15 protein-coding genes and 1 pseudogene are annotated in these 21,809 nt (G+C 47.7%); 6 read left to right on the forward strand and 10 right to left on the reverse strand.

Annotated elements, in window-relative coordinates; all coding sequences use genetic code 11:
* Positions 1-48: 48 nt before the first annotated feature.
* Positions 49-705, reverse strand: a complete 657-nt coding sequence (locus ACNFVB_RS11335; protein ID WP_274632005.1) for an OmpA family protein — start codon at positions 703-705, stop codon at positions 49-51.
* Between the two features lie 626 nt (positions 706-1,331).
* Between ACNFVB_RS11335 and ACNFVB_RS11340 the strand changes: the two genes are divergently transcribed.
* The 5 genes from ACNFVB_RS11340 to minE all read left to right on the forward strand — a co-directional run bounded on the left by ACNFVB_RS11340 (position 1,332) and on the right by minE (position 6,255).
* Positions 1,332-2,297 carry an acyltransferase gene (locus tag ACNFVB_RS11340; protein WP_430737573.1) on the forward strand — a complete coding sequence of 322 codons (966 nt, stop codon included), beginning with the start codon at positions 1,332-1,334 and terminating at the stop codon, positions 2,295-2,297.
* A gap of 256 nt (positions 2,298-2,553) precedes the next feature.
* Positions 2,554-3,651, forward strand: coding sequence for a hypothetical protein (locus ACNFVB_RS11345; protein WP_201583910.1), 1,098 nt, complete (start codon positions 2,554-2,556; stop codon positions 3,649-3,651).
* Between the two features lie 135 nt (positions 3,652-3,786).
* Positions 3,787-4,623 carry a septum site-determining protein MinC gene (minC, locus tag ACNFVB_RS11350; protein WP_192994937.1) on the forward strand — a complete coding sequence of 279 codons (837 nt, stop codon included), beginning with the start codon at positions 3,787-3,789 and terminating at the stop codon, positions 4,621-4,623.
* 523 nt (positions 4,624-5,146) lie between these two features.
* Positions 5,147-5,959 (forward strand): septum site-determining protein MinD, encoded by an 813-nt coding sequence (minD, locus tag ACNFVB_RS11355; protein WP_192994936.1) that lies wholly within the window; start codon positions 5,147-5,149, stop codon positions 5,957-5,959.
* A 2-nt stretch (positions 5,960-5,961) separates the two neighbouring features.
* On the forward strand, positions 5,962-6,255 hold the full coding sequence (gene minE, locus ACNFVB_RS11360) for a cell division topological specificity factor MinE (RefSeq protein WP_288996164.1): 294 nt from the start codon (positions 5,962-5,964) through the stop codon (positions 6,253-6,255).
* A 102-nt stretch (positions 6,256-6,357) separates the two neighbouring features.
* Here minE and ACNFVB_RS11365 read toward each other — a convergent pair whose 3' ends face one another.
* The 9 genes and pseudogenes from ACNFVB_RS11365 to pilG form a co-directional block, all read right to left on the reverse strand.
* Complete coding sequence (locus ACNFVB_RS11365) at positions 6,358-6,885, reverse strand: cytochrome b (RefSeq protein WP_430737574.1); 528 nt, start codon at positions 6,883-6,885, stop codon at positions 6,358-6,360.
* 121 nt (positions 6,886-7,006) lie between these two features.
* Positions 7,007-7,513 (reverse strand): hypothetical protein, encoded by a 507-nt coding sequence (locus tag ACNFVB_RS11370; RefSeq protein ID WP_274632000.1) that lies wholly within the window; start codon positions 7,511-7,513, stop codon positions 7,007-7,009.
* 17 nt (positions 7,514-7,530) lie between these two features.
* On the reverse strand, positions 7,531-8,532 hold the full coding sequence (locus ACNFVB_RS11375; RefSeq protein WP_430737575.1) for a chemotaxis protein CheB: 1,002 nt from the start codon (positions 8,530-8,532) through the stop codon (positions 7,531-7,533).
* Positions 8,522-15,499, reverse strand: coding sequence for an Hpt domain-containing protein (locus ACNFVB_RS11380; protein ID WP_430737576.1), 6,978 nt, complete (start codon positions 15,497-15,499; stop codon positions 8,522-8,524). The genes ACNFVB_RS11375 and ACNFVB_RS11380 overlap by 11 nt, the downstream gene beginning before the upstream one ends.
* A gap of 50 nt (positions 15,500-15,549) precedes the next feature.
* Positions 15,550-16,446: a CheR family methyltransferase gene (locus ACNFVB_RS11385; RefSeq protein ID WP_430737577.1), complete on the reverse strand. Its 897-nt coding sequence runs from the start codon at positions 16,444-16,446 to the stop codon at positions 15,550-15,552.
* A 141-nt stretch (positions 16,447-16,587) separates the two neighbouring features.
* Positions 16,588-17,661 (reverse strand): annotated as a pseudogene (locus tag ACNFVB_RS11390) (methyl-accepting chemotaxis protein); the annotation flags it as partial.
* A 516-nt stretch (positions 17,662-18,177) separates the two neighbouring features.
* Positions 18,178-18,708 (reverse strand): chemotaxis protein CheW, encoded by a 531-nt coding sequence (locus tag ACNFVB_RS11395; RefSeq protein WP_288996152.1) that lies wholly within the window; start codon positions 18,706-18,708, stop codon positions 18,178-18,180.
* A 3-nt stretch (positions 18,709-18,711) separates the two neighbouring features.
* Complete coding sequence (locus ACNFVB_RS11400) at positions 18,712-19,074, reverse strand: response regulator (RefSeq protein WP_075100388.1); 363 nt, start codon at positions 19,072-19,074, stop codon at positions 18,712-18,714.
* 219 nt (positions 19,075-19,293) lie between these two features.
* Positions 19,294-19,671: a twitching motility response regulator PilG gene (gene pilG, locus ACNFVB_RS11405; protein ID WP_075100386.1), complete on the reverse strand. Its 378-nt coding sequence runs from the start codon at positions 19,669-19,671 to the stop codon at positions 19,294-19,296.
* Between the two features lie 786 nt (positions 19,672-20,457).
* Between pilG and ACNFVB_RS11410 the strand changes: the two genes are divergently transcribed.
* Entirely contained in the window at positions 20,458-21,690 is a 1,233-nt protein-coding gene (locus ACNFVB_RS11410; protein ID WP_430737578.1) for an efflux RND transporter periplasmic adaptor subunit, read from the forward strand.
* The last annotated feature ends 119 nt before the right edge of the window (positions 21,691-21,809 follow it).

The raw sequence follows: 21,809 nt of genomic DNA on the forward strand, positions 1-21,809 counted from the left end.
GATCAATCTACTTATTATAACTATTTAACTTATCGACAGAACGATAAATTAGTTAACGCTCTGTGGCGAGTTGATGGTCAACTCAACGCGGCGGTTTTGCTGGCGACCATAGTCAGTGCTGTTGTCCGCAACTGGGCGAGACTCGCCGTAAGCCACTACATTGATACGATTAGCAGACACACCGCGTGCTGTTAGGTAGTTGGCTACTGAATAAGCGCGGTCACGTGATAGACCCATGTTATAAGAGGCTGAACCGCGGCTGTCTGTATGACCTGCGATGTTTACCGTGGTCTTGTTATACTGGTTCATGGTCGAGGCCAGCTTATCAAGCGTTGGCTTGAAAGATGAGCTTAGGGTCGCATCATCAAAAGCAAAGGTAATGTTGCCTGGCATGACTAGATCAATGTCACCTGTCGTTGGGTTCTGCTCAACAGTAACGCCAGTGCCTGCCATTTGCTGTTCAAGCTGCTTGGCCTGACGCTCCATGTAATAGCCCACGCCTGCGCCTAGTGCTGCACCGATAGCCGCATCACGGCCAGTCTTTTCGCCGCCTGTTGCTTTAGAGATTACCGCGCCGCCTGCTGCACCTGCTAGAGTACCTAGAGCGGTTTTGTTTAGACGCTGCTGTCCGGTGTTTGGATCAGTAGTACAGCCGCTTAAAGCTAGACCTGATGCTACTGCCGCAATCATAAGTTGGTTACGCATAATATTTCCTCTTAAGTTTAAACCAGTAAAATGACAAATAAATTGTGTTTTTATGAAGATTTTTCCATTAATCTTATTTAGGTGCTTGTATACACTCATCATTATTATGGCAATTACAATCTCATTATGTGTAATATTTTGTCACACCTATGTATGAAAAGTGCAGAAGATACTATTAGGGCGTGTCCCTAATTCAAGCGTTTATGACTAAATGGGCTAAAAATGGCTAAATCTTTGGTAAACGGTGTCAAATAGCTGGTCAATATCTTGATATTACCTGCGCTATTTTCCTTGTTTGCCTGTGATTTATCTCATTTTTATCACCATTTTTAAAATAGGGACATGCCCTAAAAAAGACAGGGCTTTGTGCGGTTTTCTTCTGCTACGATATCTTTTACTCATGAGCCCTGATAATCATAAAAAAATTCTTTACCCACAAAATCTCTTGCTCTCACGCCGACTATCAGTCTCATCTCAAAACTTGTTATCGTAAGTCACGTTTACACTCGTACACTATGAGTGCTTTCTGCTAAAATCACTTCGTATATGAACTTACTTCACCATACCTTTTGTCTTAAGCGGTGGACCATAAATATCCCAACAATACCGATTGAAAAGGATTTAGCATGCGACTGACATCTACTATCAAAAAAATACATAAGCGCAGCCCAAAGCTCGGAAAAGCGGTCTCGCTTGCGACAGCGACAGGCGTCATTGCAGCCAACAGCTTCGTTGGTAGTATTCCTTTATGGTTAATGGGCGTGGGCAAAATCATCACCGGCGCACCGATCGCCGATAAAACCGTCATCAAAATCACCAACCACTGGATCAGTAGCAATAATGCCTTGATTGATAACATGTTGCCGCGTAAGGACTGGCGAATCAGCCTGCCCGACGACGTCAATACTGAGGGCAAATATCTGCTCATTAGCAACCATCAGTCTTGGGTCGATACCAGCATCGTCCAATATATCAGCGAAAAACGCTTGCCGCTCACACGGTTTTTTACCAAGTTTGAGCTGATTTATATCCCAATCGTGGGTCAGGCGTTTTACTTTTTAGACTTCCCAATGATGCGCCGACACTCAAAAGAAGCAATGGCAAAAAACCCCGCCCTAAAAGGCCAAGATATCGAGGAAGCCAAACGTGCCTGCGCGTTGTTAAAAGACAAGCCCTTCACGTTGTTAAATTACCTAGAGGGCACGCGCTTTACCCAAGCCAAACACGAACAGCAAAAATCTCCTTATACACATTTGCTCAAACCACGCGCAGGCGGACTCTCTTTAGCCATCAATGCACTGGGCAGTGAGATGGATGGCCTGCTGGATATGACCATCGTGTATCCTGATGGCGTCCCTACCTACAGCGATCTGTGGAAAGGCAATATCAAACGCTTAGGCGTTGACGTCAGATACCTAAACATCCCAGCTGAGCTGTTTGCTGGGATTAAACGCGGCGGCTACGAAAACGATGAGCAAGTAAAAGCACAAATGTTTGCGTGGATTGAGCAAGTTTGGCGCGACAAAGATCAGCGCATCAGCGACATGTTAGCAGATTTTGAGCACAACCCTGCCGCTGACCATACTTCATAATACTTGAATGCTGCATGATGGCTAAATAGCAGCCAAATCACTGGTGGCTGGTCTTGCGCGGCGAGCCACGCTATCGGCATTCACGTATCATTTTTATTGCAAGCGACCGATATCATAAAAGATGGGTTGTTTTTTAGTCCTATTCATTGATAATGTGAGTCATGATCCGCTGATGGTGAAGATGTATTTATCGTACGCCGTCTATCTCACCTATGCTTTGTACCATTTATCATTTTATCATTAATAAGGTCTGACTGTGCCCGCCTCATCTACTCCTAGCTCGCAGCTGAACACAGCCTCTGTGCCCAATCAGTCGACTCGGCTACCTGATCATCCGCCACCCAGTCGCCCCAATCGGCCAAAGCCAAACCGCGCAAAGCTGGCTTATGACATTGTGATGATCGTGGCCATCAGTATTGATCTGTTGTTGATCAGTATCGATGCGATTTTGATGAGCAATTTTAGCAGTCATGTCGCAGAGTGGCTGCGCATCAGTGAGGCGCTGCTTTGGTATCAAAACACTTTACACGACCCCTTGCGTACCGCTGGTGGGTTTTTTACGATATTTTTGATTGCAGAGCTGTTGCTACGTTGGGCAATTGCAATCAAAGACAACGTATATTATCGCTGGTTCTTTTTTCCTTTTGTGCATTGGTATGAAGTGCTTGGCTGTTTTCCGCAGCTGCGCGCGCTGCGCTTGTTTCGTGCTGTCATCATTGGCCGCCGTCTGTATCAGCTTGGCTATCAAGTACTGCCGCAGCCTTGGATCAATCGCATCAAGTTTTATATTGACCTCTTATTAGAAGAGCTGTCTGATCGCGTGATACTGACCACCATCCAAAACTTTCGGCAGCAGCTGACCAATCCTGAAACACACAAATCCTTTATCGAGTCCACGATAGCGCGCAATCGTCGTGAGATAGAAGCTGCGGTACTCTCCGTCCTGCGCACAGAGCTGGTGCCCAAACTACAGGCACTGACTGCAGCCTCAGGCGGCGGCAGCATACTCGCCCGTGAGATGGGCGGCGCTATCGAAGAAGGCTTGGCCAATACGCCTGAGCTGCGTCGTTATCTGCGCATGATACCCATCGCTGGCAGCCTGATTGAGTCGCAGCTACAGCATGTCGGGCACAATATTGGGGAAAACGTCGTGTACGCTCTCAATAAACGCCTGCTAGACCCTGAACGCTTAGACGAGTTGATGGTGGCCATTGCCAGTGGTATTGCGCAAATAGACACCGACAACAGCGCACTGGACACTTTAATTTCTAGTATTATCGACGACAGTTTGACGGAGTTTGAAGCACAGGTAAAAGTCCAGCAGTGGAAACATCAAGACATGCTCAACCTTTGAGCGATACATTTGACCATCAACCCAATGCCAGATAAAGACTGGTATCACACAGCATCACTGAGTCATACAGCGTATGACACGACAATACATAGTACGGTAAAGACAGCGACAAGATTATCTCTTGAGGATTGATATATGACAGTTTTAGATAATGGCACCCAAGGCGCAAGCGCCGCACCAGCGTTGGCGTTTTATGGCAAGATGCTGACCTTTTCGCGTTTGCAGTTTGGCACAGATGATCTCAGTGCTATCGAAGCTCAGCTTGCAGCCACACTCAGCGGTAAATCGAGCAATATCCCAGTCCTTATCGATAGCGAGGTCGAGCAGGATCTCTCTGCTTTGGTAGAGCTGCTATGGTCGTGGGGACTACAGCCCATCGGTGTCGTCACAGGTTTGCTGGATGCACAGGCGCGTGAGCTGCGTTTGGCCATTTTTCCTGCTGATGGCAAGCGTATTGAGCGCATCTTACCGACCAAAAAACCAGCGACCCAGCGTCAGCAAGTCACCGCAGACCAACCTGCTGAATCAAGCGCGGCCAGCAGTCCAGAAGACAACGCCGCGACAGATAGCACCGCTACCACTGAGACAACGCTCGCTGATGTTGCCGCTGAGACATTGGTCAGCGCTGAGCAAATCACCAGCCTTATTTATGACCAAATGCTACGCTCAGGCCAAAGCCTCAATCATGTGGGCGGCGATTTGATTTTGACCAATAGCGTCAATAGCGGAGCTGAAGCCATCACTGACAACAGCCTACACGTATATGGGCGTGCGCAAGGCCGTCTGGTAGCAGGTGCCACCGGCGACAAAGACGCGCGTATCTTCTGTCAAGTCTTTAACCCCTCATTGGTATCGGTCGCTGGCACTTACTGCCTGCGCGACAACCTACCTGAGCACGTGATCGACAAATCAGTACAAGTGCGGTTTGTCGAAGGAGAAGGTTTAGTATTTACAGTCATGGATGATGTATAGCGCTCGTAGACAAAAATGCCAGCCGCAATACCAGCAGCTCTGGCTTGTAAACGTCTGCGCAAATAAAAACATGGCTGGCGACAAATAATGCTACGATATTGGCAGTCTCGCTATAGATAATGACCGCTTTAATAGTACTGTAAGTTTATTTAACAAAACTGCTCTATGATGAATTGCTGGCTCTGCCACTATTTACCCTATTCATCAGCGCTCGTTATATCATCTATTAAGGCGTTTATGTTACGCCGGTCTATAGTCTATAGAGAGGTGTCATAGCACGAGTCATACTGGTATTGATATTGGTATTGAACTCGGTATCGTCGTTTAGATATAAATACACTGGCATCTGATGGTGTGCAGGGCGACTGATACAGATTGTTTACTGCTGTATAGACCTGCTATAAATTTTTGTTTATTTATGCTAGGCTACTTTCGCAGGTAGTGCTTATATTTACAGTGAACGATATAAGCGTGCGCTATTTTTTATAATAGATATCCCATTGATTCATAGGAGTGTGCCATTGTGGCGAAGATAGTTGTCATCACTTCAGGTAAAGGCGGCGTGGGCAAAACCACGACAAGTGCCTCTTTTGCCGCCGGTTTAGCATTGCGTGGTTATAAGACGGTCGTTATCGATTTTGATGTGGGTCTACGTAATCTAGACTTAATCATGGGTTGTGAAAATCGAATCGTGTACGACTTTGTCGATGTGATCAACGGCAATGCTCGTTTGTCGCAAGCGCTTGTCAAAGACAAACAGCTTGAAAACTTGTATATCCTTCCTGCCAGTCAAACGCGTGATAAAGACGCTCTGACAGATGAGGGCGTGAGCGAGGTCATGTCTGAGCTGTCTAAGCAGTTTGACTATATCATCTGCGACTCGCCTGCTGGTATCGAGCGCGGCGCGCAGCTGGCCATGTATCATGCTGATGAAGCCATCATCGTCACCAACCCTGAGATTTCCTCGGTTCGTGACTCAGATCGCATTATTGGTATTTTGCAAAGCCAAACAAAAAAAGTTGCAGAAAACCAAGGCTCCGTCCGTGAGCATTTGGTCATCACGCGCTACAATCCTGAACGTGCAGCAGCAAATGAGATGATGGACATTAACACCATCTCTAATGATATTTTAAAAGTGCCATTGCTCGGTGTGGTGCCCGAAAGCCACTCCGTCTTGGAAGCCTCTAACCATGGTGAGCCTGTGATTCATTATGGCGATTCGGTTGCTGGTCAATGTTATGATGACATCGTTGCCCGCTTTTTGGGTGAAGAGCGTCCGCTACGTCATATCGATGTGAAGAAAAAGAGTCTACTACAGCGCTGGTTTGGGAGTTAATAATGAGTAAGAAAAAAGGATTTTGGAGTAGCCTATTTGGTACTGATGACAGCAGTAGTGCTGGTAGCGCCAACCTAGCCACTGAGCGTCTTAAGGTCATCGTTGCAAGCGAAAACCGCCTAAACAGTCGTCTCACCGTCGATCGCATCGAAAAAATGAAGCGTGAAATACTAGAGGTGGTCAATAAATACGTCAATGGTGTACAGATTGATGATGTCAATATCAATCATCGCTCCGAAGACAGCTTAGACGTCTTAGAAATGAACATCAATTTGCCTGAGCACAAAAAAAGATAAGTCTAGCAGTACAGCGCCTCTTATCAGCGATTTTGTGACGCATACGAAAAAGCCCTAAGCATCTTACTTAGGGCTTTTCTATGTGGCAATCTGTCAGTACGCTTATTTCATACGAGCGAGCAGGTTGTCTTTTTTGACAAACTGATGATACAACGCTGCAGCGATATGTAGCAATGTAAAGCCGATAATCATCGGCCAAATGATATCGGTATGCATGTCATTAAAAAAACGCGCCAAGCTTCTATCTGGTGTGACAAATACTGGAATCTGAAACAAACCAAAAATATCTACCGGTCTGCCACCATATACAGACATCAACAAACCCGCCAACGGCATCGCGATCAATGTAGCATACAAGGCAAAGTGCGACAGTTTAGAGACCCACAACTGCCAAGCTGGCATGGGCAGTGCTGACGGCGCTTTGGTAAAAACACGGTTAATCACCCGCGCGATCATCCAAAACAATAAACTGATCCCAAACGCCTTATGCAAGCCGATATAAAGATTGCTATCGAGGTTTTCGTATAACAATATCAGAATCCAAGTGACTAGCAACAAAACCGCACTAATCCAATGAAACACGCGACTAGTGACTGACCACTTGGACATATTTGACTGTGTGTTATTCATGAGCTGCTCTATTATCCTTATCGCTATTTATGACAGTGATTGGTTGGCAATGCACACAAGGAAAATGAATAGCCGTAGGTTTGTATCTATTTTAAAACAGATTAACGATACCAACCGAACGCTAGCTGTCCATCTCAACCAACTGATGCGCGATTTTTTCTAAATCAGGCACCACATAAACGGTGTCCTCAATCATCACCGTTTGAAAAAGGTAGGATAGCATACCCTCTGCCGTAAAGCGTCCCTCAGCGGTAGTTTTATCCGTGCTGTCAGAGTCGGCAAAATACGCCTGCCTATCTGTATCTTTCACATCAGAGATACCCACTTGGCGCTGATACAATTGACCTGACGTCTGGAGCACCATGCGGTGCTCTATGGTGTTACCTTCTAGTATAATCATCTTATCAGGCGTTTGTTCTTGCGTGAGCAGATCAAACACAGGCAATACTTGCTGCTGCCAATGATAGCTGGAGGCTCGCTTATGAGTGTCCTCAATGCTCAAAATCAGACCGCTTGGAATAATCCAATCAGGCTGATTAAAAGCGGGAATAAAAGTGACATCCAGCATACCGTGGTTTGTGGTCAGCAAGCTGACTGCTTCAAACGAGTGTCGTAAAATTTGTTTCATACATCGCTCACAGTAAGTTAACGCAAAGAGGCCGTCGCCTTTTCACCAATATAGTCGGTAAGTTTTTGTGCCAATTGAACAGGGCTGCCGACAAAATCACAATAACCTGAATCAATGATGGCTTGTGGTTGGCTCGGACAAGCACTCAAGCTTGGCTCTTGTGCCCATAATTGGCTGTCATTATCTTGAATAAGATCCAAGTATTGCGAGCCATCATCACCCATACCTGAAAATATGATGTTGATAAGCTCACTGCCGTACACATCGCTGGTGTTTTTTAAAATCTGGCCAATAGCTGGTTTGTATTCACCATCCCAAGGCTGTTCTAGCAGTATCACCCGCCCAGTAGAGTCACAGACTATCTGCTTGTCTATAGGGGCTATCAGACATTGACCAGCTCGCAGACGCTGCGATGAGGTGATGACCTGACAGCGCCACTCGTTGTGGCGATTTAAAATACGGGGCAGCGTACCAATCATGGTTTGGTTAAAATGATGCGCGAGTAAAATACAAATCGGTAGCGTGGGCGATAAGTTATCCAAAAACTCTTTTACCGCGCTCGGCCCGCCCATAGAGGCACCCAAAAACACCACATAATCCCAGTCGTTATCAGTATCATCGCTTTTATAGACAGGCGTATGCACCAACACGGGCAATGCCAGCATCTGCGCCAGCTTACGCTTTAGTTGACGCTGCCATTTAGCATACAGCTGCGCTTCATTGAGATAAGGGGCTTGACTAAATCCCACCAGCATGGCGGCAGGTTTGGAGGCAGCCGTCACCGTCGCCATATCATCGTCATAGTCACTATCGATCAGCCAAATGTCTATTTCGGCCTCAAAAAGTGCGGTTTTTTCTTGTAATTGCGCACGCGACACACAGTCTATCAGCGCAAAACCGCAGCTACGAACTGTGTCTGAAAACGCCATGCGCTGATGATGGTCTTCGGCCACCACCAGCACCTTTATATTTGCTTTTGTCTTTCCTGTTAGTGCCAAAACACCTGCATTATCCTTCATAAGTTAAGCTGACCTCATCACCCAGTAATCTCTGAATTTTATCAAGCAGCTGTTTTTCTTGGAACGGTTTGCCCATATAGTCATTTACCCCAATCTCTAAGGCGCGCTGACGATGCTTTTCACCAGTACGCGAGGTGATCATAATGATTGGAATATGCTGTAAGCGCTGATTGTTTTTGACTTGCGTTGCCACCTCAAAGCCATCCATCCGCGGCATCTCAATATCGAGCAATATCATATCTGGCGTGGTTTCTTGTAGTATTTCGATAGCATCGATACCATCTTTGGCAAGCGCCACATTGAAGCCTTGACGCTCTAAGAAACGAGAGGTCACTTTACGTACCGTGACTGAGTCATCCACCACCAATACCGTCGGTTTTGACTGAGTGACGCTAGGCTTGGTCACGTTTTTGACTCTTGGCGCATTTCGCATTAGGGCAATCAAGTCCAAAATCGGCATGACTGAGCCATCACCCATGATGGTCGCCGCCGAAATGCCTGAGAGGTTGGATAGCTGCTGTCCCAATGGTTTGACGACCACTTCAATACGTGAGCCTGCAATCTGATCGACCTGTAAGGCGATGTTTTGTCCCGTGCGGTTTTTGATGATGATCAGTGGTAGGCTAGTGTTGGTATTGACCATCAGCTCGTTGAGCTTATTACCCGAGAGAATCTCGTTGAGATAACGTACGCGGTAATCATTCCCTTCAAACGCTAACGTGGCGTCGTTGGACTGATAATACTCATAAAGTTTTTCTGGGTTGATACGCACCACACGCTCGATCTGTACCAGTGGAATAGCATAGTAGCGATCGGCTGCACGTACGACCAGCGCATCAGACACTGCAACTGTCAGTGGTAAGCGCATGGTAAAGCGTGACCCTTTGCCCAGCTCCGACACCACAGTGACCGCCCCGCCCAACTGGCGAATTTCACTGATCACTACATCCATACCAACGCCGCGGCCTGAGATTTGCGTCACTTGCTTACTAGTACTCAAGCCGGCATTAAAGATATATTGCATGATATCGACATCAGTCAGGCTATCGTCATTGGCATCGATAAGGCCTTGAGAGATGGCTTTGTTGCGTACGGCTTCTACATCGATACCACGGCCATCATCCGATAACTGAATGACGACTTCACTCCCTTCGCGGTGCACCTCTAAAGTGATATGACCGCTACGCTCTTTGCCTGCTTTGAGTCGAGCCGAGGTGTTTTCGATACCGTGGTCGACAGCGTTTCGCAGCATATGCTCAAGCGGTGAGGTAATCCGCTCCAAAATGGTTCTATCCATCTCATCATCAGCATTGATAATGGTCAATTCTACAGATTTATTAAGCTCGTTTGCAGTCTGACGGACGACACGCTCCAGACGCGGAGTCAAGCGCGTAAACGGCACCATACGCGAGTTCATCAAACCGTCCTGTAGCTCGGTTTGTGTACGTGCCAGCTGCAGCAGCAAGCTTTCGCTATCACGGGTTTTTTCTAATAAAGTGTGGTTGATATCGACCAAATCCGAGGCCGACTCTGACAATGATTTGGACAACTGATTGAGTGACGAGTACTGATCCATCTCCAATGGATCAAAACCTTCATTATTAATCAGCTCGTCATCGATTTGCGACAGTATCTGTGCTTCAAGTTCCGTCTCCATACGGCGCAGCTGATCGGCCAAGCGCTGTACGGTAATGCCCATCTCTTCGATACTGTTGGTCAAGCTGCTCATACCCATATCGATACGAGCACGGTTGATCGCAGACTCACCCGATAGGTTGATCATATGCTCAATCAAGCCACCTGAGATACGAATCATCTCATTGCTGCTGGCGCTCTGCTCTTCCTCATCGGTCTCTGCAAACATCGACGGCATCTGACTGATGTCTTTTTCTAGATATTGTGAATCCTGTGCTTCTTTTGCCAGCAAGATCGCTGTACGCTGTGCTTGCAGCGACTCTTTTGGTACTTGTTTTAGGCTATTAGGGTTTTTACCAAACTGCTGTAGCGCTTCAATCAGTAGCGTCGGCGTTGGCGGGTTGACCTGTAGACCTAGCATAAATACCGCATCTGCCAGCCAGTCGTGACAAGCAACAATCAATGCTTGAGCTTTTTCGGATGCAGGACGGCGACGGCTGGCAAAGTTTTTATACGTCGCTTCTAGCTCATAAGCCAAGTCAGCGATGCCGCTGGCGCCGACCATTTTGGCACCACCTGTGATGGTATGCAGATCACGCTGTAGCGACTGTAACGCCACGGTATCTTCGGCATCTTGCAAAAACACTTGCAAGTGTCGGTTTTGGTTGGTCAGATCTTCTGCTTCTTCTAAAAACACCGCCAAAAGATCAGGATCAGGCAAACCATTGGCCCATGATTGCTTGATCATGGTATCTAAGCTGACCGTGTCTGCTACTTCATGGCTCTGCTGGGTATTGTCAGCCTGTGCTTGGGTGTCGGCGTCGAAGTGGTTGGTCGGTGCTGGTATGATCAGCTCAACCACCGCTGGCAATGTGTCTGCTTTTTCAAACTGTTGTAACTGTTCAATCAATTCTGTAGCAAAAAACGACTGCTGATGACGAACGATATGCATGACTTGCAATGACATGGTGTCCTGCACCACTTGCATAATCTTTAGCCACTGCGCGGTTGGTGTTTTCCTGTTTTCTACAAAGGCTTCATAAATGCTCTCCGCCTCGTGGGTCAGGTCGCCAATACTGCTAATGCCCGCCATTCTTGCGCCACCTTTGATGGTGTGTAGGTGACGCTGCAATACTTTAAGCGCGTTGATATTGGTGATATCGGCACGCCACTTATTAAAGCTTTCATCCAGCGCGTCATCTAGCTCTTGCGCTTCTTCTAAGAAGATCTCAAGCAGCTCTACATCGGTATCGATCGACTCAAGCTGCAGCTCGGGTGCAGCAACCGTGCGAACCATCGACTCGGCATCATCGCCGTCATCGAAGCCAGCAAGCGCCTGCAACTCATGTAGCACTTGCGGGTCGACTTTTAGTGAAGTGCTGCCAGCGAGTGCATCAAACAAGCCGACCAATTGCGCGTGGCCAGCGAGTAATACCGCCTGCACCTCTGCTTGTTTTGCCGATTCTGGATGCCGCTGTAGATAAGTATAAGCGTGCGCCAAACCGCCAAGAATAGTAGTGAATTTTGGAAATTCTTGGGCTTTATTGGTGAGGTGTTTGATTTGGCTAAGTTGCTGCTCTATATAGCGCTGAGCCTGCGAGATATCCCCCTGACTTAGCGCCTCCTCTAGCTCCCACTCAGCGTCTAATAACTCATCAATATTGTCATCCAACAACTGCTCGATCGTTGGCTTATTGTCGGAGGCTGTCTGATCGTCATGAATGAGATACTGCTCACCAAGCATGGCTTGCAATGACGCAATATCTTGCTGGCTTTGGGCATCTTCCACCGAGACATCAGTTTGTTGAACGTTTTGCTTATAATTCGTTAGATAGCCATTGATCAGCATAGCTGACCGTGCCAACGCCTCTAAATGCAGCGGCGTCATCGCGGTATCTTGCTGTTGTAGCAGCTCTAAACTATGCTCTATCGTCGCACTCACGTCACTGATCGCCGCTAACGCACTAGAGCCTGATGCGCCGCGCAGCGTATGAAAGGCTCGTACAATCTCATCGGTCACCTCAATCTGAGGCTGATCTCGATGCGTGGCAACAAACTGCTCAATGTCTTGTAATAACGCTTCGGCTTCATCGATGAAAATCTCACAGAAGGCTTGCTCTTCTTCGCTCTGCGGCGTCAAAATCACCGGTGCTTCTGCCATCATCTCATTGACAGAGGTGAGCGACTGCAAGGTGCTATCTACCTCTATGGCCGCTACAGCTTCCCTTACCTCGCTGTCATCACTGTCATCACTACCTTCATAGTCGCTCGCAGCCTCAATCTCATCGGCATCAGTTTCATCCCACCGCTCTGAAGCTAAAGCCAAGTCGTCTTTGTGAATATCAGACGCAGGCGTACTGCCCGTTTGCGCCAGTAAGGCTGGGTAACTAAAGTCCTGAGATTTTTGTTTGCTATAGGCGTTTGCACAGGCAATCCATAATGGTATCAGTGCTGGATACTCTTCAGCACCTTGCTCAAAGGTAGCGAGCATCGCTGGGTAAGCGGCTAATACATCAGCCATTAGCTGAATGATATCTGCTGTCACCTCAATACTGCGATCCAGTACACGATTGAGCATATTTTCAATGGCCCAAGCCAGCTCAGCGCTATAGTTGGCCCCGACCATGCGGCCTGAGCCTTTTAGGGTATGGAAGCCGCGGCGAATATCTGTCAAGGCATCTAGGTCAGTAGGAGACATGCGCCAGTTTTCATACAAAGGCACGATTTCGCTCAATACCTCATCGGCCTCTTCGATAAATATCTCTTTAATATCAGGGTCTGCATCATTGGCATCGGCTGGTAGCTGCTCAGTATCTGGCATAAAGGGCGCAAGCACTGCTGGAACCTCAAGATCAAACAAAGACACCGTTTCGCCGCGCACTTCGGTATCGGCTGTATCCATACCGATCTCATCAGACGCAGCGGCATCATTACTCTGTGATGCAGCGACGTCAGCTGCCACCCGCACTTCATCAGCCAGCATTTCCGCCTCAGCCCCTGACTCGTTGTCAGAGATGGCCAATGCAGACTCGCTCTCGGCCAATCCTGCGTCGATAGGCTGTCCGCTCAATAGGTTACGGCTTTGCAAAATTGTCATAGCAAGATCCACACTTGGCGGCCGTTTGGCTTGAAAGTCGGCGACCAGAGTGGGCAGATACGTTGTGGTTTGCGTGACCAGTGTTACCACGTCTTCGGTGACGGGCAAGGTTTTGTCCAACAATCGATTCAGCAAGTTTTCGATAGACCAAGCCATCTCACTGATGCTAAAAGCCCCCACCATGCGCCCTGAGCCTTTTAGAGTATGAAAACCTCTGCGCACTTCTGTCAAGGGTGTCAAATCCTGTGAGTCTTGCTGCCAAATAGGCAAAAAATCTTCTAAATCAGCGATCACTTCTGTGACTTCTTCGATAAATATCTCACGGATATCGGCATCTGCCTCAAAGCTATCAGGCTGCAGCTGCGCGCGAGCCTCGGCCAATGCCTCACTATCCTTATGCGTAGCACTGTCATCGTGCACGTTGTCATCACGCATGTTGTCATCCTCTAGCGCATCATCGGATGGCTGGGCAGATAGATCATGACTGGCAGGAGCAATCTCACCGCTGTCATCATAGCGCAGCACGTCAGTTGCGGCAGGTGTCTGGGTATGAAAAGTCTCACTAACCATCTCTGGTGCCTCAATATAGGCATCAAGCAGTGCTTCTGCTCTGGCCGTATGCTCACTTGCGAGCGTTAATAGTTGCTGATCAAAAATCTGCTGAGCCAAATAGTCTAACAACAGCTCAATTGACGTCAGTGCTTCCGCCAAGGCTTGCGTCACATCCCAACTCAGCGCATCAATCTCGTGCGTTTTTAGCTGGCTAAAGATATGCGCGATCTGATCGGTGGTTTGGCAGATCGTTGGCAACCCCATATCATCAAAGGCTTGACCGATTTTTGCAAAGTCAGCAGTCGTCGGTAGCAGCTGCACTTCTTGACGCTGTATATACTCATTAAAGCTTTGTTTGACGTCTTCGACAGCGATGCGCAGCTCACGCAGCCCTTCACCCGCCGACACAGCATCAGCACTTGTAACGGGTTGATCGTTGGCACTGGCAAGTACATCAGAAAAAGGAACAAACGCGGCGGCTTCACCAATCTTTTGCGAGATCACTTGCTCCGTATTGTAAATGGCGCTGTATAGCTCTTGCAGCTTTTGTTCAATTTGCCATTGTACTTGGGTCAGCGCCGCCTCAGACGCAATCGCCTGCTCTATCTCGGTCAGTATTTCTGCCACTTGTGCGGCATAATATGTCCAACCACGCCCCTCCAGCTGGGTTTGTATCTTTTGCAGCGGATACAACAGTGTGGTTGGCTTGTCTAAATGAAAAACCAAAGTCTCAAGTTCACTCAATATACGCGGTAAAAAACGCGACTCTACTGCCGAGCTTTGGGGCAAGTTGCTCAGTATCGACTGCGTATTGTCACTGCTTTGGTCGAGACCACTTAGCTCGATATAGATATTGGTTATAAGGCTGTTGATGACACTTGGCACAGGCGGTGTTTGCTGTACAAAAGTGTCAATGATCTGCTCCAGCTCGCTTAACAGAGGGGCATACTGCTTAGGCAACGGAGCGGTATTTTGCGCAAGCTCACTAAACCACAGCTCAGTCAAGTACCAAAGCTGCTGCAAATCTTCATCTTGGCTCGTCTGCCGCAGGTATTGGCTGACTTTTTCTAGCGGGGTTAATAACGGCGGCTGATTACTATTAACACTTAACAGCACCTGTACTTGTTGTCGCCAGACGAGCAACAACTGCTGGTATTGCTGCTCGTCTAGATGCTCGGTGACGTCATCTGTTCGCACTGGTACGGCCAGCTCAAACCCAGCCACAGCCGCATCTGTGTCAGTTTTTTGATGCAATGCACCCTGCTGAATAGCGCTGGATGCCAATGATGACCCACTAGCCGCTCCCAATTGCGTTAGCACCTCAAGCAGTTGCTCCGCGGCGGCCGTGATTGAAGCGGTATGGTGATTGCCGATGCGAGCATACTGATTTAGCGCTCGCTGCAACAATCGATGCGCAAGCTGACCCACGCGGCGCGCCTCGCTAGCTAGGCCATCGCGGCCACCAACTTCTGCTAATGCGCTGAGCTTGTATGCCAGATCTGCCAATGCCGGTAGATTGCTTATGATGAGCGCGCCACCGAGCTGATGATAGGGCATGACCATGTGCTCATAATTGATGGGATCAGCGTCTAATTGCCAGCCATCCGATACCTGTGATAATTGCTGATTAAATAGAGGGAGCAACCACTCAAGCGTCACTATGTCATTGGGCTGGTTTTTCATAGGGTCATCCTAACTCGTCTAGGCACTAATTTCTCATGAAGGCACGGGTTTTAAGTGTTGGTCTTTTGCCACACATTAACCTGTGGGTGCGCAATACGGCGCATATTTGCAGGACGCCAAAACAGCGCCTCACCCGGAGCCAATACAATGTATCCACCGGGAGCACACTGCGCTGACAGCCGCGCCAAAATATCACGCTGATCAAATTTGCGAAAATACAGCAGCATGTTTTGGCAAATAATCACCTGCTGCAGATGTGGCGTGGGTGGTTGCTGCTCGATAATATTATGTAAAGCAAAGCTTACGTGTGATTGCAGCGTGGGGGCAACTTGCCATGATGTCTGTATCGCTGTAGCAGGCATCGCGGTATCTGCCAAGCTCGATGTAGGCGTTGGGCGGTTTGCTGATAACGGATACACATACGGCTGACAGTGCTGCGGAATCAAGGCCTGCTGACGTTTGTCATATTGCGCCAACCGTGCTTTTACCAGTGCTTGTTCACTAACGTCAGTGCCTAATATCGCAAACCTCGTCAGCTGCTGCGCCGCCAGACTCATGGCCAGCGACCACGCCTCTTGCCCACCGGCACAGCCCACACTCCAAATACGAAAAAACTTATCTACGCCGCTTACCCCATTAGCACTTATCCTATCGGCGTTTAGGGCTAGGCGTTGATGCTCAGCGGCGCACTGGGTCACAAAATCTATCGAAGGCTGATGTCGAAAAAAACGGCTTTCGTGGATAAGTACTTTGTCCAGCAGCTGTTGACGCAGCGCATTGCTTTTGGGCAGCTGATACCATAGCTGCTTGACGCTTAAGTCATGCGACTGGGCGGTATGGTCAATCGCATTTTTTAACCATTTTAGCTGGGCAGCTGGTAGTACAAAGCCTGTTTCGAGCTCTATATACCGCTGCCATTGCTGCGCATCAAAATGATCGTTTTGCATTATCGTCTTACCCAGCGCAGCGCTGCTTGCGTTAACAAAGCTGCGGGTTGGTTGATTAAGATCGTCCACATGACCTGCTATCATTGTTATGCACCGTTACTGCACCTGTTTGCCGACTCAGGCTCTGGCACCAAATACTTATCAGACGCTCTCTGATAAGGCCTCTTCAGACTCTAGCATATCAGCGTCCAACAACTCATCGTCATTTGAGATTTTAAACCCAGTGACAGACTCTTGTAGTGCAGCTGCCATCTCACTCAACTCGCCGATAGAGCGCGCGGTCGCCATGGTACCTGATGAGGTCTGTGACGTAATGTCTTGAATGACGTTCATGGTGTGTGAAATATGGCCTGCAGATTCAGCTTGCTGCAATGCCGCGTTTGAGATGTTTTGGATCAAATCAGCGAGCGTGTTTGAAACGCTTTGCACTTCTTCTAGTGCCTCACCGGCGTCTTTTGCCAGACGTGCACCGCGTACGACTTCAGAGGTCGTTGATTCCATCGAAACGACCGCCTCATTTGTATCTGCCTGAATGGTTTTTACCAGTGTTTCGATCTGCTTGGTCGCATTGGCTGAACGCTCAGCAAGGCGCTGAACTTCATCAGCAACGACCGCAAAGCCTCGGCCTGCCTCACCTGCCATCGACGCCTGAATGGCCGCGTTCAAGGCCAAAACGTTGGTCTGATCGGCAATGTCATTAATCAAGCTAACGATATCGCCAATCTCTTGTGACGACTCACCCAAGCGCTTGATACGCTTTGAGGTTTCTTGAATCTGATCACGAATCACGTTCATACCTTCGATAGAGCGCTGTACCACCTCGGCTCCATTATAGGCAATGGCAACTGAGCGCTGGGCCACGGTCGCTGACTCTGAGGCGTTGTTAGACACTTGGTCAATCGACACCGTCATCTCATTAATCGCCGCCGACACGCCAGCGATCTCTTGTGCTTGGTGCTCAGAGGCTTCGGCCAGCTCTACAGCGTTCATCTGTGTTTGCTCTGATGATTGCGAGACGCGCTCAGCGGTACTGTTAATGACCAGTACCAGCTGACGCAGCTGGTCGATGGCAAAGTTGACTGAGTCGGCAATCGCCCCTGTAAAATCTTCTGATACAGTCGCATTGACGGTCAAGTCCCCTTCTGCCAAGTCGCCTAGCTCATCGAGTAGACGCAAAATAGCAATCTGGTTACGCTCGTTTTCCTCTTGGATTTGACGAGCACGCTCAGACTCCGCCTCGGCTTCTTGACGGCGACGTAGGGTCTCTTTTTCGATCAAGATGCGCTCTGAGCCGCCCCGTTGTTTTAAGATTTTATATAGGGCAAAGAAAATACCTAGCATGCCTATGATCAATACCACCACAGGCAGAATGACCGATTGATTAAAGTCAGAGAAATACTGACTCACTGACGATACAGAGTTGCCTAGCCAAATCAAACAAGCCACGCTTATCACCACAAACAGAACCAGCAATAAATTCCATTCACTATAGGCATCTTTGCCATCCGCTGTGGTTTTGGGCGTACCAGCTACAGGTTTTTTTATAACATCACTCATCTTACGTATTCCTTTCAAACAATCGTCAAAGTCTTATCGTGACTGACTTTGACAATCTTATTGTTATCAAAACAACGATCAACAAAGCCTGTATGAATGCTGACATCCAACCGCATCATGTCAGTCGCTAATCCTCTGTCTTTATGAATGAGACAGATTCTGTATTATCGACAGTTATATTGCCGCATCACTATACTGCAAATCCTGCGCTAGTAAGCTTGGCATGAAAACATACCAATCTTGCTCATTTTTATAAAACTTACCGTGATTATAAGGCGCAAATGGTGAGCTTGGCTCGATAGCCTCGGCGCGATATTGGTCACTGGTAAACTGCTCAATACCGATCACCTGATCGACGAGCAAACCTGAAAACAGGTTGTCGTGATCGATGACAATGACCTTACGCTGACTCATTTGCGCCACACGGCTAGGTACTTGTAAAAACTGTGACAAATCCGTGATCGGTAATAAACGACCACGGATATTGGCAATACCTAGCATCCAAGGCTTCACTAAGGGTAAGCTGGTATATTCTGGCATGGCCAACACCTCCGATACCTGACCCATTGGCGCCACCAAACGCTGTTCGCCAATCTCAAATACCACACCTTGCCAGTCATATTCTTGCCCACTGCGGCGACCACTTTTGCGCGCGCGTGCCAGATCTGCTAGACGCAGAAGCTCAATAAACCCTTTGGAAGCCACAAGCTACTCCATTACTCGACGAATGATATTGACCAAGCTGCTCTCGTCAATGGGTTTGTTCATATACTCTTTAGCGCCTTGACGCTTACCCCATACACGGTCTGTTTCTTGGTTTTTGGTACTGATCATGATCACTGGGATGTGAGCGGTGGTTTTGCCGCGGGTGATCTTGCGTGTCGCCTGAAAACCATTCATCTCTGGCATCACCACATCCATCAAAATCACATCTGGCAGATGATCTGCTGCCATCTGACAGCCCTGCTCCCCATTGGTCGCCTCCAACACTTGAAAATTGTTTTTGGAGAGCATATCGCGAAATTTCGCCATTTCAGATGGCGAGTCGTCAATGACTAAGACGGTAGTCATAGGATTTTCCTTTATTTACGAAGATATCCATTTGGATATTCAAATATATTATAAAGACCAACTGCTAAAGCCTGTGCTCCAAATACTCATGATCACACGCCTCTCACCGCAGTGGTTACTCGTTGTCAAGCGGCTAGCAACAGCCGTACGTGATATCAAAACCTGCACAAAATATGCCACGCTCAAAGATAGTCTGGCACATTTATTTTGACCCTTTGCCTAGCGATATTGGTTGATCGCGTCAAACAGCTCGTCTTTACTAAATGGCTTGGTCAGATACTCATCAGAGCCAACGATACGGCCGCGTGCTTTATCAAATAAACCGTCTTTAGATGACAACATGATTACAGGCTTATCGGCATAATCCGGGTTGTTTTTGATCAAAGCACAGGTTTGATAACCATCTAAACGTGGCATCATAATATCCACAAAAATAATATCGGGATTGTTATCGACAATCTTTGCAAGTGCATCAAAGCCATCAATAGCAGTTACAACTTCGCAGCCCGCCTTTTGTAACAAGGTTTCTGCAGTACGGCGAATGGTTTTGGAATCATCAATCACCATCACTTTTAAGCCATCAAAATTATTTTCCATTCTCATTGTCCTATGAACGACTATGGGTTTGTCACGCGATCTATCAACACAGCTGTTAGGGTATTCTCAATTGATCATTTATTGATTATGGGCTTGAGACGACCTCTGCCATCTATCTATATCGTAGCGGACCTATCTTTTCTTTTATAAGTATCTGGCTTTTATCAGTCCTGAGCAAAAGTAGCCCCGCCATCTGGGTCATGATAGGCAGTTTATGATGGCTGAATCGATTGACGCTCAATCCGGTGGCCAACCACCAACCACTGTGCTTAGCGTGTCGCCAGATAAAGGTATCTTAATGCATAAAAAACATTAAAGCACTTTGCCATAAACTATCGTCATCCTACTTTTTGATAAAAACAGGGCAAGAAATTTACCAACTTCATGATATTTCTGCATTATATAGAATCAACCACCACATTGCTGAATAATTTTCGATTGTGATAAAAATGTATCAATATATTTTGTTATGTTTGTTTTAGCACAGTTGTTCATGCAATTCCAGTGATTAACAAATTTATGTTCAGACTGACCAGTCTCCTAGCTAATAACTTAGATAGCTATCCAAATAATTACCTAAATGGTTATCTAAATAGCTACCTATAGTCATACTCCAGTCATGCTTCTATCAGCAGGTCGTTAGCAGGTTGTATGGCTTAGCATTTGGCAGTCATGATTGCATGACGACCGGCAATGTTTGGTCACTGCACAATCAGCTAGCGTACAATCGTTTCACCTCATAGAATTTCACTATATAATAAAACGACGATTATAACGGTGACTGCTATGACAGCTTTTCAATGGTTAAAAAAAAGCCCGTACTTACTTAGCGTTTTGCTGCTGCTGGCTTGTCAGCCCTCCCCGCCTACCGATGAGCCGGTCACAGCCGAAAACAGTGAGACAGTAGATAACCCACTGATCATCAGTGATAGCACGGTGACGATGACGCCAGACCATATTCTAAGTATCAAACCATCGCGCTATCAACCCAGCCTCGGGCTACAGGGCAATATACAACCGATCAAACAAAGTCAGTTTGTCGCCGCCCAGCCGCTGTATGTCGAACAAGTACTGGTCAGTGAAGGTCAGCAGGTCGAAAAAGACGCGCCTTTGCTTATCGTCCGACGGCTGGACATGACCAGTCAAACACCTCCCAAACGCTCAGATGAGATAAATACAGAGGCCGATGGCAACTCAGCGCCGCAAACCGAGAATGCAGCACCACAAACCAAAAGTGCAGCAAAAGATCCAGCTACTGAGAAAACCTCACCTCGTCCGGATCAGACAAAACAAGCCACTTCCGACAGCAACCCTGCCTCAGCCAAGCTGCCGCGCCAAAATGACACGGATGCAGACGCTGCGACAGACACACCGGACGACGCCTCAAAGCATTCGTCATACCAACTTATCACGGTGCGTGCCAGCTTCGCTGGGCGGGTCACGCAGTTAAATGCCGCCGCAGGACAGCAGCTCGCTGCACGTACGTCCTTATTGCAGATCGCTGATGAGACCAAGCTATACTTTGTCGCAACCGTGCCTATTCAGGCAAAGCCGCAGCTATCGGTAGGACAAACGGTTAATTTTACAACCGCTGAGTTGACAGATCAGTTCACCGGTCAAGTCAGCAAACTGGTCGAAGCCCAGCACCCCAAAAAGCTGCTGGTCCATGTCAATGTGATCGATAACGAAAGCAGTCGCAAAAAACTGCTGCCTAAGATGCAGGTCACAGGACGGGTCAACTATGGACAAATCGATGTCGGCACTATCGTGCCTAGACGCGCCTTACATGATGTGAACTTGACAGAATTGCATTCACCGCCATATAAACCTCTAAGGCCATTGGCGGCAAATGTGTGGATCATCGGACAAGATCAGCGTCTGGCGCGCCAGCCTGTAGAAGTGATCGAGTTTAACCCCACCACTCAGCAGTATCTGATCGCAGGCATCAGTAATGATAGCTTGATTTGCTTGGCCGATTTACCCTTTGATTCTAAAGGCAAAAAAGTCATTGTGTCCTAATGGCTTACGCTGGCAGTTACATTATGCAGAAACATTAACAAAGCTTGTCTTGTTTTGTCACAGCAAAATTAGGCACTATGTCTTTATTATTAGCGGTTTTTATTATTAGCGCGTTTACA

It is taken from the genome of Psychrobacter sp. VH5, assembly GCF_050572635.1.
Lineage (GTDB): Bacteria > Pseudomonadota > Gammaproteobacteria > Pseudomonadales > Moraxellaceae > Psychrobacter > Psychrobacter celer.